Source organism: Streptomyces cucumeris (assembly GCF_024295805.1).
GTDB lineage: Bacteria > Actinomycetota > Actinomycetes > Streptomycetales > Streptomycetaceae > Streptomyces > Streptomyces cucumeris.
Map to the genome: position 1 here is coordinate 51,246 of NZ_JANCLX010000021.1, position 14,689 is coordinate 65,934.

The 14,689-nt window shown below is 72.3% G+C and carries 13 protein-coding genes; all 13 read left to right on the forward strand.

The window, feature by feature from the left end; all coding sequences use genetic code 11:
- Positions 1 to 21: 21 nt before the first annotated feature.
- Positions 22 to 1,422 carry an MFS transporter gene (locus NMK44_RS26965; RefSeq protein WP_254747687.1) on the forward strand — a complete coding sequence of 467 codons (1,401 nt, stop codon included), beginning with the start codon at positions 22 to 24 and terminating at the stop codon, positions 1,420 to 1,422.
- Between the two features lie 34 nt (positions 1,423 to 1,456).
- Positions 1,457 to 2,320 carry an FAD binding domain-containing protein gene (locus NMK44_RS26970; protein ID WP_254747689.1) on the forward strand — a complete coding sequence of 288 codons (864 nt, stop codon included), beginning with the start codon at positions 1,457 to 1,459 and terminating at the stop codon, positions 2,318 to 2,320.
- Between the two features lie 68 nt (positions 2,321 to 2,388).
- Positions 2,389 to 4,731, forward strand: a complete 2,343-nt coding sequence (locus NMK44_RS26975) for a xanthine dehydrogenase family protein molybdopterin-binding subunit (protein WP_254747915.1) — start codon at positions 2,389 to 2,391, stop codon at positions 4,729 to 4,731.
- Positions 4,728 to 5,225: a (2Fe-2S)-binding protein gene (locus NMK44_RS26980; protein ID WP_254747691.1), complete on the forward strand. Its 498-nt coding sequence runs from the start codon at positions 4,728 to 4,730 to the stop codon at positions 5,223 to 5,225. The genes NMK44_RS26975 and NMK44_RS26980 overlap by 4 nt, the downstream gene beginning before the upstream one ends.
- On the forward strand, positions 5,226 to 5,918 hold the full coding sequence (locus NMK44_RS26985) for an SRPBCC family protein (RefSeq protein WP_254747693.1): 693 nt from the start codon (positions 5,226 to 5,228) through the stop codon (positions 5,916 to 5,918).
- Positions 5,915 to 6,589 carry an isochorismatase family protein gene (locus tag NMK44_RS26990; protein WP_254747695.1) on the forward strand — a complete coding sequence of 225 codons (675 nt, stop codon included), beginning with the start codon at positions 5,915 to 5,917 and terminating at the stop codon, positions 6,587 to 6,589. The genes NMK44_RS26985 and NMK44_RS26990 overlap by 4 nt, the downstream gene beginning before the upstream one ends.
- A gap of 23 nt (positions 6,590 to 6,612) precedes the next feature.
- The gene (locus tag NMK44_RS26995) at positions 6,613 to 7,455 is read left to right on the forward strand and encodes an alpha/beta fold hydrolase (protein ID WP_374215347.1); all 843 of its coding nucleotides are present in this window, start codon (positions 6,613 to 6,615) and stop codon (positions 7,453 to 7,455) included.
- A 73-nt stretch (positions 7,456 to 7,528) separates the two neighbouring features.
- Positions 7,529 to 8,008: a MarR family winged helix-turn-helix transcriptional regulator gene (locus NMK44_RS27000; protein WP_254747699.1), complete on the forward strand. Its 480-nt coding sequence runs from the start codon at positions 7,529 to 7,531 to the stop codon at positions 8,006 to 8,008.
- Between the two features lie 65 nt (positions 8,009 to 8,073).
- A complete protein-coding gene (locus NMK44_RS27005; RefSeq protein WP_308358573.1) occupies positions 8,074 to 8,931 on the forward strand; it encodes a maleate cis-trans isomerase family protein in 858 nt (285 codons plus the stop codon).
- Positions 8,932 to 8,962: 31 nt separating this feature from the next.
- The gene (locus NMK44_RS27010; protein ID WP_254747701.1) at positions 8,963 to 9,898 is read left to right on the forward strand and encodes a ketopantoate reductase family protein; all 936 of its coding nucleotides are present in this window, start codon (positions 8,963 to 8,965) and stop codon (positions 9,896 to 9,898) included.
- Positions 9,899 to 10,080: 182 nt separating this feature from the next.
- A complete protein-coding gene (locus NMK44_RS27015) occupies positions 10,081 to 12,399 on the forward strand; it encodes a glycoside hydrolase family 3 N-terminal domain-containing protein (RefSeq protein ID WP_254747703.1) in 2,319 nt (772 codons plus the stop codon).
- A 181-nt stretch (positions 12,400 to 12,580) separates the two neighbouring features.
- Positions 12,581 to 13,501, forward strand: coding sequence for an AEC family transporter (locus tag NMK44_RS27020; protein WP_254747705.1), 921 nt, complete (start codon positions 12,581 to 12,583; stop codon positions 13,499 to 13,501).
- A 270-nt stretch (positions 13,502 to 13,771) separates the two neighbouring features.
- Entirely contained in the window at positions 13,772 to 14,569 is a 798-nt protein-coding gene (locus tag NMK44_RS27025; RefSeq protein ID WP_254747917.1) for a SigB/SigF/SigG family RNA polymerase sigma factor, read from the forward strand.
- The last annotated feature ends 120 nt before the right edge of the window (positions 14,570 to 14,689 follow it).

Here is a 14,689-nt window from a genome sequence, read left to right on the forward strand (position 1 = left end):
GAACAACACCATGGAGCGCACGTGAAGACGGGAAGTCAGATCGTCCAGGATCTCCCATGGAAGTGGGGAGTCCAGGGCAGGATCTTCATCATCGGTGGCCTCGGCTACCTGTTCGACGCCTATGACATCGCCCTCAACGGCTTTCTGATGCCGCTGCTGGGCAAGGAGTTCGGGCTCTCGCTCTCCGAGCGCGGGCTGGTGGCCACCGCCAACCTCATCGGCATGGCCGTGGGCGCCATCGTCTGGGGCGGTATCGCGGACCGGATCGGACGCAAGCGGGCGTTCAGCGTCACCCTGCTGATCTTCGCCGTGTTCTCGGTACTGGCCGCTTTCTCCCCCACGTACTGGCTGTTCCTGGCGCTGCGCTTCCTCGCGGGGGTCGGCCTGGGCGGCTGTATCCCGGTGGACTACGCCCTGGTGGGCGAGTTCTCGCCGAGGAAGTACCGGGGCCGGGTGCTGACCGCGCTCGATGTGTGGTGGCCGGTCGGGGTGACGCTGTGCGGGGTGGTGTCCACCGCGATGCTGCCGCTGGACGGCAACTGGCGCTGGATGCTGGCCACCATGACCCTGCCCGCCCTGCTGCTGTTCTGGGTGCGGCGCGGCATACCCGAGTCCCCCGTCTACCTCGCCGAGAAGGGCCGGGAAGCGGAGGCCCGGGAGGTCATCGACGATCTGGTGGCCAGAACCGGGGCGCCCGTGGAGCCGTATGCCATCCCGGCCCCCGAGCCGCGCGACGAGCGGGTGCGGGGACTGGCCGCCGCCACCGAACAGCTCCGTGGCATCTGGCGGTTCAGCCCGCGGATCACCTCGGCCTCCTGGCTGATCTTCGCCACCGTGATGCTGGTCTACTACGCGGCGCTGAGCTGGATGCCGTCCATCCTCAAGGAGGAGGGCCAGGGCGACACCGCCGCCTTCTTCGGCACCACGCTGATGAGCGGGGTGGGCATCGTGGGGGTGCTGGTCTCGACCGTCCTGGTGGACGTCGTGGGCCGCAAGTGGCTCATCGGTGTCACGGCCCCGCTGGCCACCCTGGCGCTGGTGGTCTTCGCGATGGTGATGAAGATGCCGACGGCGCCGCTGGTCGCCATCGCGGTGTTCGGCTTCCTGATGCAGCTCACCATCCCGGCCATGTACGCGTATGTGTCCGAGCTGTACCCCACCGCGCTGCGGGCCAGTGGCTTCGGCTGGGCCTCCTCGGTCAGCCGGGTGCTCACCGGATTCGCGCCGATGCTGTTCGGCTCGGTGATGTGGCCGGTGCTCGGGCTGCCGCTGACCTTCGCGGTGCTGGGGGTGGCCGTACTGGCCGCGATGGCGTGGATGGCCGTGGCCGCTCCCGAGACCCGTGGCCGGGCGCTGGACGAGACCGGCGAGGTGCCCGCCGCTCCGGTCCGCCCCGCCCCCGAGGAGGCGGTCCGCGCCTGACCGGCGAGGGACCGCGCGACACGACAGGAGAGAGATGAAGCCCGCCCCGTTCGTCTACCACCGGGCCCGGGACGCCGTCGGCGCCACCCGGCTGCTGGCCGAGCTCGGTGATGAGTCGAAGGTCATCGCGGGCGGCCAGAGCCTGGTCGCGATGATGAACTTCCGGCTCGCCCGGCCCCGCCACCTGGTCGACGTCGGCGGACTGAGGGAGCTCGACTACCTGCGCACCGGCCCCGACGGGGCGCTGCGCGTCGGGGCGCTCACCACCCACCACACGGTGGAGACCGCCTCCGACGAGCGGCTCGGCAGCGGGTTCGCGGTGCTGCGCGCGGCGATGGAGTGGGTCGGCCATCTGCCGATCCGCACCCGTGGCACCGTCGGCGGCAGCATCGCGCACGCCGACGCCACCGCCGAGTGGTGTCTGCTCGCGGTGGCGCTGGACGCCGAGATGGTGGCCCTGGGGCCGGGCGGTGAACGCCGGATCCCGGCCGCCGACTTCTTCCAGGGCTACTACACCAGTGCCCTCGATCCCGACGAGCTGCTGGTCGAGGTGGTCTTCCCGCGTCCGGCGCGGTACGCGGCGCTCACCGAGTTCGCCGAGCGGCGGGGGGACTTCGCGACCGTGTCCACCGTGGTGGCGCTCGATCTGCGGGACGGCGCGGTGCACGGCGGCCGGGTGGCGCTGGGCGGTGTCGCACCTCTGCCGGTCCGCTCCCCGGAGGCGGAAGCGGTACTGGCGCGCGGCGGCCCGGCCGGTCCCGAACTGTTCACCGCGTGTGCCGGGGCCGCCGCGGCGGCCGCAGGTCCGCCGGACGGCGTGTCCGGCGACGGTGACTACCGCGCCGCCCTCATCCGCGAACTGGTACGGCGCGCCTGCGAGGAGGCGGTTTCCCGGTGAACGACACCACTGCGGCACACCAGCGGGCCACCGGACACGGCCGCCCGACGACCCCCGGGGGTGCGTGGATCGGCGCGTCGGTCGGCCGCCGGGAGGATCCCCGGCTGCTCACCGGCCGCGGCCGGTTCACCGATGACATCCAGCTTCCGGGCATGCTGCACGCGCAGTTCGTTCGCGCCACCGTCGCCCACGCGACGGTCACCGGGATCGATCTGTCGGCGGTGCTCGACGTCCCCGGTGTGGTGGCCGCGTTCACCGCCGAGGACCTGGAGCTGGGCGATATCACCGCCCGGCTGGGACGTCCGGCCTCCGAGTTCGTCGCCACCGCGATGCCGGTGCTGGCCCGGGACCGGGTCCGGTTCGTCGGCGAGCCGCTGGCCGTCGTGGTGGCCCGCGACGCCTATGCCGCGGAGGACGGCCTGGAGGCGGCGAAGGTGTCCTATGAGCCCCGCCCGCCGGTGGTCTCCGCGGCACGGGCGCTCGCCCCCGGTGCGCCCCTGGTCCATGACGAGGCGCCGCTCAACACCCTGCTGGACGTGTCGATGTTCGCCACCGAGGGCATCGACGCGGTCTTCGACGGCGCCCCGCACGTGGTGCGGGTCCGGGCGAGCACCGGACGGCAGAACGCCCTGCCACTGGAGACCCGGGGCGCCGTGGCGAGCTGGGACGCCCGGGAGGACCAGTTGCTGCTGCAGACCTGCACCCAGGTGCCGCACCAGGTGCGCACGGTGGCCGCGCGCTGTCTGCGGCTGGACGAGCGCGCGGTGCGGGTGGTCGTCCCCGACATGGGCGGCGGATTCGGCCTCAAGTGCGTGGTGGGGCGGGAGGAGATCGCGGTGGCGGCGGCAGCGCTGCGACTGGACCGCCCGGTCAAGTGGATCGAGGACCGCAAGGACGCGCTGACCGCGTCGTTCCTCGCCCGGGAGCAGCACTACGACGCACGCGCCGCCTTCGACGCGGACGGCCGGATCCTGGCGCTGGACGCCGATGTCGTATGCGACATGGGCGCGTACTCCTGCTATCCGTTCACCGCCGGGATCGAACCGCTGATGGCCTCCGCCGAGATGCCGGGGGTGTACAAGGTGCCCGCCTACCGGGTCCGCGGCCGTGCGGTGACCACCAACAAGGCGCCCACCGCGCCGTACCGCGGGGTCAGCAGACCGCAGTATGTGATGGTCATGGAGCGGCTCTTCGAGCGCGCCGCCCGGGAGCTGGGGATGGACCCGGTGGAGATCCGGCGGCGCAACGTCATCACCGACTTTCCCTACACCGGTGTCAACCGCATCACCTACGACCCGGGCTCCTACCGAGAGTCGCTGGACCTGTGCGAACGGCTGGTGCGGGAGGAGGGCTGGTACGCGGCCCGGGAGGAGGCGGCGGCCGAGGGACGCCACCTCGGTATCGGCTACGCGTGTTTCAGCGAGCGCACCGGCTACGGCTCGGCCGCGTTCGCGCAGCGCAAGATGGAGGTGGTCCCGGGCTTCGACATCTCCGAGGTCCGGATGGACACCAGTGGCGCGGTGGTGGTGACCACCGGGACGATGAGCCACGGGCAGAGCCACGAGACCACGATGGCCCAGATCGTGGCCGATGAACTCGGCCTGGACATCGCCAAGGTGCGGATCCACCAGGGCGACACCGACCGCGTCACCTACGGCTGGGGGACCTTCGCCTCCCGGTCCATCGCGGTGGGGGGCAGCGCGGTCCGGCTGGCCGCGGCGAAACTGGGCGAGAAGCTGTGCCGGATCGCCGCCGCCCGCTGGGAGCTGTCCCCGGACGCGGTGGAGCTGGTGACCGGCGGGATCCGCAGACGGGACGGGACCGGGGAGGTGGTGGGCTTCCCGGAACTGGCGGACATCGCCTATCTCAAGGCGCATCTGCTGCCCAAGGACGTGGAGCCGGGGCTGTCCGCCACCGCCACCTTCGACGTGTTCAACGACGGCACGTTCTCCAACGCCACCCACGGAGTGGTGGTGGAACTGCATCCGGGCACCGGTCAGGTGGAGATCCTGGCGTATCTGTGCGTCGAGGACTGCGGGGTGGCGATCAACCCCCAGGTGGTCGAGGGCCAGTGCCGCGGCGGTATCGCCCAGGGCATCGCGGGCGCGCTGTTCGAGCAGGTCACCTATGACGACCAGGGCGAACCCTCGGCCACCAGCTTCATGGACTACAAGGTCCCCACCGCGCACGAGATCCCGGACGTGCTGATCCGCCATCTCCAGACGCCGTGCGCCTTCACCGAGACCGGCGCCAAGGGCGCGGGTGAGGGCGGCACCATCGGGGCGCCCGCGGCCGTGCTCAACGCGGTCAACGACGCCCTGCGGCCCACCGGAACCGAACTGGACACCACCCCCATCACCCCGGAGACCGTGCAGCGGGCCTTCGGCCGGACCGTGGAGCACCCCTCATGACCGACACCGCCCCGCGGGAGCGGCAGCTCATCACGCTCGACGTCAACGGCGAACGCCATGAGCTGCTGATCGAGCCGCGCCGCACCCTCGTCGACGCCCTCCGCCACGACCTGCTGCTGACCGGCACCCATGTGGGATGCGAACACGGCATCTGCGGCGCCTGCACCGTCCTGGTCGACGGCGCTCCGGCCCGCGCCTGTCTGATGTTCGCCGCACAGGCCGAGGGCGCCCGGATCCGTACCGTGGAGTCCCTCGCCGAGGACGGCGAACTCAGCGATCTGCAGCGGGCGTTCACCGAACACCACGGCCTCCAGTGCGGATTCTGCACCCCCGGGTTCCTGATGCTCGCCGAGGGGTTCCTCGCCGAGCGCCCGGCGGCGACCAAGGAGGAGATCCGCGAGGTCGTGGCGTCCAACCTGTGCCGCTGCACCGGCTACCAGACCATCGTCGAGGCGATCGACGACTGCGCCGCCCGGCGCCGGAAGGAGACGTAGATGCACCTGTCCAACACGGTCCCGGTCCCGGCGCCGCCGGACGCGGTGTTCGCCCTCGTCAACGATGTGGAGCGGGTGGCCTCGTGTATGCCGGGCGCCACGCTCGACGGCCGGGACGGCGACACCTGGCGCGGCCGGGTGAAGGTCAGGGTCGGCCCCATCACGGCCGCCTACGCGGGCACCGTCCGCTTCCTGGAGGTCGACACCGCGCGGCGGCGGCTGCGGGTGCAGGCGCGGGGTGCGGACGAGCACGGCAACGGCGACGCGGAGGCCGAGGTCACCCTGGAGGTGGCGGAGGCCGCCGAGGGTGCCCGGCTGGAGATCTCCACCGACCTCGTCATCCGCGGCAAGATCGCCCAGTTCGGCAAGGGCGCGATCGGCGCGGTCTCCGACCGGATCCTCCAGCGGTTCGCACAGAACCTGGGCGGGCTGCTGGACGGCGACCGGGCCGCGGGTCCACCGGTCTCCCCGGGCGTGACGGCGTCCGCCCCGGTGTCCTCCGCCCCCGTGTCCCGTCCGGCCGCCCCCGCGGCGGACACCGAACTCGACGGGCTGTCGCTGATCGCCGGTCCGGTGCTCACCACGTACGGACCGCTGGCCGCGGCGTTCGCCTTCGGACTGTTCGAGGGCTGGCTGCTGGGGCGGCTGACCACCCAGGAGAAGCAGCTGCGCGCGGCGGGGAGGATCCGGTGACCGGGGGCGTCCACGGCGAGCGGACCGACCGCACCTACGAGCGGGCCGGATTCGGCGCACCGGTGCGCCGGGGCAGCCGTCCCGCCGTCGTCGTCGTGGATCTCACCCGCGGTTTCACCGAGGACACCTTCCCCACGGGCGCCGATCTGACGGATGTGGTGGCCGCGACCTCGGCGCTGATCGAGGCGGCCCGCCCGGCCGCCGTACCGGTGCTCTTCACCGCCATCTCCTACTCCCCGGCGGAGGCCGCCGGGGATGCGGTCACCTGGCTGCGCAAGGCGCCGGGGATGCGGGCGATGGCCGAGGGCAGCGACGCGGTGGCCCTCGACCCCCGGCTGCCGCGGCGGGAGGGGGATCCGCTGGTGGTGAAGAAGGGCGCCTCGGCGTTCTTCGGCACCTCGCTCGCCGCCGTGCTGACCGGCCTCGGCCGGGACACCGTGCTGGTGTGCGGGGCGACCACGAGCGGCTGTGTGCGCGCCACCGCGGTCGACGCCGTGCAGTCCGGCTTCGATGTGCTGGTGCCGCGCGAGTGCGTGGGCGACCGCGCGGCGGGGCCGCACGACGCCGCTCTCTTCGACATCCAGGCCAAGTACGGCGATGTCATCGACCTCGCGGAGGCCGTCGGCCATCTCGGCCGGCTGCCCGCCGCCCGTCCCGCCCCGGTCCTGTGACCGGCCGTCCCCAGGAGGTGCCCGTGCCCGACCGGTCCGTCCTTCAGTCCGCGCTCGCCGATCTGGCCGATGTGCCCGCCACCGGGCGGTGGGTCCGCTCCGGGCGGACCCGGTTGCATGTGCTCGACTACGGCGGTTCCGGTGTGCCGCTGGTCGTGCTGCCCGGGATCACCTCACCGGCCGTCACCCTGGACTTCGTCGCCCGTGAACTGGTCGACATGGTACGGCCGTTGGTGGTCGATGTACGCGGGCGCGGGCTGTCCGACGCGGGCGGCGCGTACGGCCTGACCGCGTACGCCGAGGACACCGAGGCGGTGGTGCGCGGACTGGACCTGGACCGGCCGCTGCTGCTCGGCCACTCCATGGGTGCGCGGATCGCGGCGGTGACCGCGGTGCGCGGCGCGGTGCCGCTCCGGGGCACCGTGCTGGTGGATCCGCCGATGAGCGGGCCGGGGCGGGGGTCGTACCCGACGACCCTGGAGACCTTTCTCGGCCAGCTGGACCAGGCGCTGCGCGGTACCGACGCGGATGAGGTGGCCCGCGCCTGGCCGCGCTGGCCGCGCCGGGAGCAGGAACTGCGGGCTCGCTGGCTCTCGAGCTGCGCCCGGGAGGCGATCACCGCCACCCACCGGGGTTTCGAGTCCGAGGACTTCTTCGACTGGTGGCCCGAGGTGCCCGGCCCCACCGCGCTGCTGTACGGCGCGGAGAGTCCCGTGGTCACGGGGAGGGACGCGGAGGAGGCCGCCCGGATGAATCCCCGGGCGCGTCCGGTGGCGATTCCCGGCGCGGGTCACATGGTGTTCTGGGACAGTCCGGCCGCCGCGCTCGCGGCCGTCCGCGAGGCGTTGCGACCCATGCTGGAGTGAACACGCCCCGCGCACCGGCCGCGGGACGCGACACGGGTCGGAGCCGGTTCACCGCCCGTGATTGAGTGAGGCCATGTCTGACGAAACCGCACCTGCCGAGTCCCTGCCGATAACTCCCGCCGCCCTGACCGCCGCCCCCGGCTATCAGGTCCGCCGTCTGTACCAGGCGTATCTGGCGGTGTGGGTGCGCGCGGTCGACTCGACACTGACCGGTCCGCAGTTCGCGGTGCTCACGGCGGTGGACGCGGCGCCGGGCCGTGACCAGCGGTCGATGGCGTCGGCGGTGGCCCTGGACACCTCGACCATGGCGGACGTGGCCCGGCGGCTGGAGAACCGGGGACTGATCACCCGGCGGACGGCCGCGGAGGACGCCCGCCGCAAGCTGCTCTTCCTGACCGAGGAGGGCGAACGGACGCTCCGGGCGGCCAATGAACGCGCCCGTGCCCTCGACGAACGGCTGATGGGGCCGTACGGACCGGAGCGCCGCGACGAAGTCATGCACCTGCTGACGTCCCTCGCCGACCGCTGGGAGGGACTGACCGAGGAGCCCTAGCACCACGCGCCGGAACGGCACGGGGTGTACGGGCTCCCCCCTGACGAATGTCCATGGAGGACCCCGTGCCGGATCATCACATAGGGCTGATCGTGCCCAGTTCCAACCTGACGATGGAGACCGAGCTGCCGCGGATGCTGCGCGCCCGCGAAAGCGTGCTCCCGGAGGACCGCTTCGTCTTCCACAGCAGCCGGATGCGGATGCGGCACGTCACGCCCGAGCAGTTGCGGGAGATGAACGCGCAGACCGAGCGGGCCGCGCTCGAACTGGCCGACGCCCGGCCCGATGTGGTGGCCTCGGCGTGTCTGGTGGCGCTGATGGCGCAGGGGCCCGGCCACCACGAGGTGGCGGAGGCGGAGATCGCCGGGGTCCTCGACGGCCAGGGGGCGAAGGCGCCGGTGGTCTCCAGCGCGGGCGCCCTGCTCAGCGGGATCAGGGCGCTCGGCGCGCGGCGGGTGGCCCTGGTGACTCCGTATATGAAGGAGCTGACCGGTCTGGTGGCCGGGTGTGTCGAGGCCGCGGGGATCGAGGTGGTCGACGCGCTGAGTCTGGAGGTGGCCGACAACCTCGCGGTGGCGCGACTGGATCCGGCGGACCTGCGCGAACACTGGAAGCGGCTGCGGCTGGACGGAGCGGACGCGCTGGTGCTGTCGGCCTGTGTGCAGATGCCGTCGCTCGCGGCGATCCAGACGGTCGAGGACGAAGCCGGACTGCCGGTGCTGTCGGCCGCGACCGCCACCGCCCACCGGGTACTGGACGCGCTCGGCCTGCCGACGGTGGTGCCGGGCGCGGGACGGCTGCTGAGCGGCACCGTCCAAGGGCCTGCGGCGGTGGGGGCGCCGGGTCCTGGCGGGCCCGGCGGCCCGCGGTCACGGACGACGGCCGGCGTTCGGCCGGAGCGCCGCTCCGGCGCTCTAAAGTAGCCCCTCATACGGTTGTCGAGGAGGGGGCATCATGAGGATTGCCGTGGTCGGGGCGGGAGGCGTCGGCGGGTACTTCGGCGCGCGACTGGCCGCCGCCGGAAGTGACGTCACCTTCGTGGCGCGGGGCGGCCATCTCCAGGCCATACGGGAGAACGGGCTCACGGTGCGCAGTCCGCTGGGCGAGTTGCGGGTGTCCCCCGGTGCGGTGGTTCCGGCCATCGCGGACATCGAAGGGGCGGATGTCGTCCTGGTGGCCGTGAAGCTGTGGGACACCGAGGACGTGGCGCGGCAGTTGCGCCCGCTCGCCGAGCGCGGCGCGACGGTGATCTCGCTCCAGAACGGTGTCCAGAAGGACACCGTTCTGCGCCGCCACCTCCCGGCGGAATCGGTGCTGGGCGGGGTCTGCTACATCTCGGCGTTCATCGAGGAGCCGGGGGTCGTGGTGCACAACGGCACCCTGCAGCGGATGGTGTTCGGCGGATACGGCGGTGCGGAGTCCGGCCCGGCCCGTGCCCTGCTCGACCACGCCCTGAAGGCGGGGATCGAGGCGGAGCTCAGCCCGGACATCGAGCGCGCCATCTGGGAGAAGTTCGTGTTCCTGGTGGGGCTGTCGGCGGCGACGACGGCCGTGCGGCAGCCCATCGGGGTGATCCGCGGGGACGCCGGGTCGCGCTCGCTGCTGTACGAGGTGATGCGTGAGGTCGTCGAGGTGGGCCGGGCCAGGGGGGTCGCCCTGGACCCCGGGTTCGCCGATGACCGCCTCGCGTTCTGCGACACCCTGCCACCGTCCATGACCTCCTCGATGCACAACGACCTGGAGCACGGCCACCGGCTCGAACTGGCCTGGCTCAGCGGCGCGGTGGCCACGCTCGGGGAGGAACTGGGCGTCGGAACACCGCGCAACCGCGCGGTCGCGGACATCCTCTCGCCGTACGCGCTGGGCGCGCCGGCCGTTCCGGAGGCATAGCGCGCACCGCGACCGGGCCGCTCGACCGCGGCGGCCCGGGCCGGTTCCTTGAAACGATCAAAGCCATGGAAAACCGCCGCCGCGCGGACCCTTGACGCTCCCTCATGTGGTCCGTAACTTCAATTCAACTTTTGAAGATCCACCCGTCGACAGCACTCAACGCTCTTCAAGGGACGAAGGCCATGAATGGTGTGCGTAGACGTACGGTGCTTGCCGCGGCCGGTGGTACGGCCGTTGCGGGCGGAGCCGCGACCGGCACCGCCCGAGCCGATGAACCCGCCGCCGCGGCGGCCTCCGAGCGGGGGGCGGCGGCCTCCGGCCCCCAGGACACCTCCCGCCGGGACCGCCCGCACGAGGCGAAGGTCCGGGCCCTGCTGGGGCGGATGACGGCCGAGGAGAAGCTCGGCCAGCTCCAGCAGTTGACCTGGGCCGGGAACACCGGGCCCGGCGGGGGTCAGACCGAGGCGGCGGAGGAGGCGGCCCGCAAGGGCAGGCTCGGGTCCGTGCTCAACATCTACGGGGCGAAGTACACCAACGCCCTCCAGCGGATCGCGGTGGAGGAGTCCCGCCTCGGTATCCCGCTGCTCTTCGGACTCGATGTCATCCACGGCTTCTGGACCACCTTCCCCATCCCGCTCGCCCAGGGCGCCGCCTTCGATCCGGCGGTGGCCGAGCGGGACGCCGAGGTGTCCGCCAAGGAGGCGCGGTCCAACGGGGTGCACTGGACCTTCTCCCCGATGATGGACGTCACCCATGAGCCGCGCTGGGGACGGATCGCCGAGGGCAACGGCGAAGACCCCTTCCTCACCGCGGCGTTCGCGGCCGCCAAGACCCGCGCGTACCAGGGAAATGACCTGGCCGCGAAGGACCGGCTGGCCGCGTGCGCCAAGCATTTCGTGGCCTACGGCGGCGCCGAGGGCGGACGCGACTACAACACCGTGGACGTGTCCGAGGCACGGCTGCGCAATCAGTACCTCGGTCCGTTCCGGGCGGCGGTGAAGGCCGGGATCGCCACCGTCATGGCGAGCTTCAACACCATCAGCGGGGTGCCCGCCCACGGCAACACCCATACGCTCACCGAGATCCTCAAGCGGGAATGGGACTTCGACGGCTTCGTCGTCAGCGACTACACCGGTGTCCAGGAGATGATCGCTCATGGATTCGCCGCCGATGGCGCGGACGCGGCGCGGCTCGCGCTCAATGCCGGGGTGGACATGGAGATGGTCAGCACCCACCTCGTGGACCACGGCAGACGGCTGCTCAGGAGCGGCCGGATCACCATGGCCCGGCTGGACGACGCGGTGGCGCGGATCCTGCGGCTGAAGTTCCGGCTGGACCTGTTCAACCACCCCTACGTGGACGAGGACGCGGCCATCCGCAAGCCCGGCAAGGCGGCGCGTTCCGCCGCCCGCGAGACCGCCGCCCGCTGCATGGTGCTGCTGCGGAACGAGAAGTCCGCGCTGCCCTTGAGCGCCTCGGCCGGTTCCCTCGCGGTGGTCGGCCCGTTCGGCGACTCCACCGACCTCCTGGGCACCTGGGCCGGCCCCTGGGGCGAGTCGTTCCCCGCGGTCACGGTCCTCGACGCGGTCAGGGACGCCGTGCCGGAGGCGAAGGTGACGTACGCCAGGGGGGTGGACGCCGACGGCGAGGACACCGGTGGCATCGCCAGGGCGGTGGCGGCGGCCAAGGGCGCCGAGGCGACCGTCGTGGTCGTCGGAGAGGCGGCCGCGCTCAGCGGTGAGGCGAGCGCCCGCAGCGACATCGGTCTGCCCGGCGCGCAGGAGAAGCTGATCGAGGCCATCGCCGCGACCGGCAAGCCGTTCGTGGTGGTCCTGGTCAACGGGCGTCCGCTGACCATCGGCGGCTGGCTGGAGTCGGCGCCCGCCGTCCTGGAGGCGTGGCACCCCGGAATCGAGGGCGGACACGCCATCGCGGACGTGCTGTTCGGGAAGGTCAACCCCGGTGGGAAGCTGCCGGTCTCCTTCCCGCGCTCGGCCGGTCAGATCCCGGTCTACTACAACCACGAGAACACCGGCCGCCCCTACGACCCGGACAACAAGTACACCTCCAAGTACCTCGATCTGCCGGACGGTCCGCAGTTCGCGTTCGGCCACGGGCTGAGCTACACCACCTTCGACATCGGGGAGCCCTCGCTGCCGGTGCGCCGGATCGCGGCCGAGGCGCTGCGCCGGGGCGACACCGTCGAGGTGGCGGTGACCGTGCGCAACACCGGGCGGCGGAGCGGGGACGAGGTCGTCCAGCTCTATCTGCGCGACCCGGTGGCCAGCATCGTCCAGCCGGTGCGCAGACTGTGCGGCTTCCGCCGGATCACCCTCGGCGCGGGGAAGTCCACCACCGTGCGCTTCCGCCTCGGCGCGGAGCACCTGGGTTTCTGGACCCATGACCGCGACGGCGAGTTCATGGTGGAGAAGGGCGAGATCCGGCTCTACGCGGGCAACAGCTCCCTGGCCCACGGCGAACGCACCCTCACCATCACCTAGGACGACCAGCCCGGCCGGTGCGTGCCGGGGCGGCCCCCCACCGCCCCGGCGTGCGCTCCGCCCCGGGCGCGGGTGGTTGGTTGTAGGGTGCATGCTGACCGCCCCGTCTGACGGAGAACCCCTCCATGACCGTCGCCGTGCCCCGCCACCGCTCCCCCGCGCCCGGCCCGGCGGAGGTGCCGTGGGCGGTGTGATCACGGGCTTCGGTGTCATCGCAAGCATCATCGTCACCGGCTATGTGCTCGGCCGCCGCGGCTCCCTGGGCGAGCACGGCCGGGAGGTGCTCACCCGGCTGTCCTTCGACGTGGCCTCCCCCGCGCTGCTGTTCACCACGCTCTCCCGGGCCGACCTGTCGGTCGTGCTCTCCGTTCCCCTGCTCGTCACGGCGCTGAGCACCTGTGTGGTCGCCGGGGTGTTCATCGCCGTCGGCGCCGTACGCCGGTGGAGCCTCGGACGCACCACCATCGGCGCGCTGTGCGCGAGTTACGTCAACGCGGGCAACCTGGGCATCCCCATCGCCATGTACGTCCTCGGTGACGCCGGGGTGGTCGCTCCCGTCCTGCTCTTCCAGCAGCTCGTCATGACCCCGATCGCGCTCACCGTCATCGACCTCGGCCGCCCCGGTGCCCGGCCCTCGGTCGTACACCGGCTGACCACCCCGTTCCGCAATCCCATCGTCATCGGCTCGCTGTGCGGTGTGGCGGTGACGGCGGCGGGATGGCGGATCCCGGGGCCGGTACTGGAGCCGCTGACCCTGCTGGGCGGTATGGCCGTACCCGCCGTCCTGCTGGCCTTCGGCATCTCCCTGCCGGGCACCGCGCTGCCCGGCACGGGCGAGGAGCGCGGCCCGGTGCTGCTGTCGGTGGCGCTGAAGTCGTTCGCCCAGCCGGTGGTGGGGTGGGCCATCGCGGCCGGAGTGTTCGGACTCGGCGGGCCCGCGCTCTTCGCGGCCGTCGTCACCTCCGCGCTCCCGGCGGCACAGAACCTCTTCACCTATGCCACGCGCTATGAGACGGCCACCGTACTGGCCCGTGAGTCGATCCTGCTCTCCACGCTCCTCGCGGCACCGGTGCTGCTGACGGTGGCCGCGCTGCTGGGCTGAGACCCCGCGCCCGGGCGACCCGCACTGGCCCGTGGCAACTCCCCCGAGAAGTCACGGAGAAACGATGGTTTACCCCCAGGTCCCCAGGGCAGGCGGTATTTCGTGCTTCGGACCGGAGGCACGCGCCGCGGGAGCAGTGTGACGTCCCGCAGGACGCGGCCCCCACCCTGTCCTGCGCGCATGCCTCCGCGATGCGGACCTTTCGGTCCCGGCAAGCCCCGTCAGACATCGCAGGAGGTGTGTTCCGTGACGACCGCAGCGCAGCAGAACATGGCACGGCCCCAGACCGGCCCCACGAAGCACTCGCACGACGACGCACCTGACACCAGTGCCGAGTTCCACGAGATCGCCCGTCTGCCGGACGGGCCCGAGAAGGAGGCACTGCGCCGGCGGGTGGTCGAGGCATGGATGCCGATGGCCGAGCGGCTGGCCCGCCAGTACCGCAACCGCGGCGAGTCGCTGGAGGACCTCCAGCAGGTGGCCGCGCTCGGCCTGGTGAAGGCCGTCAAGCGCTACGACCCCGAACACGGTACGGCCTTCGCCGGGTTCGCGGTGCCCACCATCGTCGGCGAGATCAAGCGCCACTTCCGGGACCACCTGTGGGTGCTGCACGTCCCGCGCCGGGTCCAGGACCTGCGCAACCGGGTCCGGGTCGCGCACCGCGAGCTGTCCCACTCCCTCGACGACCGCCCGCCGCGCACCGAGGAGATAGCCGAACGCACCGGTCTCACCGAGAAGGAGGTGCGGGCCGGGATGGAGGCCCTGGGCAGCTTCACCCCGCTGTCCCTGGACGCGCAGCTGACGGGCGCGGACGACGGCTACTCCCTGGTGGACACCCTCGGCGCCCAGGAGCCCGCGTACGACCGGGTGGTGGACCGCGAGGCCGTACGCCCGGGGCTGACCCGGCTGCCGGACCGGGAGCGCCAGATCCTCTACATGCGGTTCTTCTGCGATATGACCCAGAGCCGGATCGCCGAACAGCTCGGCATCTCCCAGATGCACGTCTCCCGGCTCATCAACCGCACCTGCTCGACCCTGCGCGCCCAGGCACTCGCCGAAACGGCTTAGGCCGTCCCGGCCGGCTCGGCCGGGCGGGGGAGCCGGGCGCGCCATCGGGGTGATCGTCGCCCGCGCCGGTGTCCCCCGCCGGCCGGGAGCCGCGCACCGCGTGACGATGAGCTCCGGTGA

What these genes read in the sequence shown, in the direction of transcription:
- NMK44_RS26970 (WP_254747689.1), top strand. Translation starts at nt 1,457, where the DNA reads ATGAAGCCCGCCCCGTTCGTCTACCACCGGGCCCGGGACGCCGTCGGC.
- NMK44_RS26980 (WP_254747691.1), top strand. Translation starts at nt 4,728, where the DNA reads ATGACCGACACCGCCCCGCGGGAGCGGCAGCTCATCACGCTCGACGTC.
- NMK44_RS26985 (WP_254747693.1), top strand. Translation starts at nt 5,226, where the DNA reads ATGCACCTGTCCAACACGGTCCCGGTCCCGGCGCCGCCGGACGCGGTG.
- NMK44_RS27000 (WP_254747699.1), top strand. Translation starts at nt 7,529, where the DNA reads ATGTCTGACGAAACCGCACCTGCCGAGTCCCTGCCGATAACTCCCGCC.
- NMK44_RS27010 (WP_254747701.1), top strand. Translation starts at nt 8,963, where the DNA reads ATGAGGATTGCCGTGGTCGGGGCGGGAGGCGTCGGCGGGTACTTCGGC.
- NMK44_RS27015 (WP_254747703.1), top strand. Translation starts at nt 10,081, where the DNA reads ATGAATGGTGTGCGTAGACGTACGGTGCTTGCCGCGGCCGGTGGTACG.
- NMK44_RS27025 (WP_254747917.1), top strand. Translation starts at nt 13,772, where the DNA reads ATGGCACGGCCCCAGACCGGCCCCACGAAGCACTCGCACGACGACGCA.